General features: G+C 64.4%; 1 protein-coding gene. It reads left to right on the forward strand.

Going from position 1 to position 525, the window contains the following annotated elements:
* The coding region (locus GVL03_RS19435) for a helix-turn-helix domain-containing protein (protein WP_159502590.1) at positions 1–440 on the forward strand (440 nt) is incomplete at its 5' end.
* Between the last annotated feature and the right edge of the window lie 85 nt (positions 441–525).

A 525-nucleotide genomic window follows, 5' to 3' on the forward strand; every position in this document is an offset into this window, starting at 1 on the left:
GAGAGGCGGTGATCGCGGAGAAGATCGACAGGCTCAGCCGTCTGCCTCTGGCAGAGGCTGAGAAGTTGGTGGCCACGATCCAGGCCAAGGGCGCGCGGCTCGCAATCCCTGGAGTCGTGGATCTATCTGACCTCGCCAATGAGGCTGAGGGGGTGGCCAAAATCGTGCTGGAGGCCATGCAGTCCATGTTGTTGCGGCTGGCCCTGCAGATGGCTCGCGAGGACTACGAGGATAGGCGCGAGAGGCAGAGGCAGGGCATCGAGCTGGCCAAGGCAGCGGGCAAGTACCTTGGACGCCGGCCCGATCCCCAGCGGCATGCCCAGATCATTGCGCTACGCCGCTCTGGCCACAGCATCGCCAGGACGGCCCACCTGGTGGGCTGCAGCGAAGCTCAGGTCAAACGAGTCTGGGCCGCGGCTGGGCCATCAGAGGCCAAATGAGCATGCTCACCACTGCGGCCGCATGGAGCCAGTTTCTGGACAGGCGACGTTTCGGATGCCGGTGATCATCTGATCGACCCAGCAG

This window comes from Microbacterium sp. 18062, from assembly GCF_902706225.1.
In the GTDB taxonomy this organism is placed as follows: Bacteria; Actinomycetota; Actinomycetes; order Actinomycetales; family Microbacteriaceae; genus Microbacterium.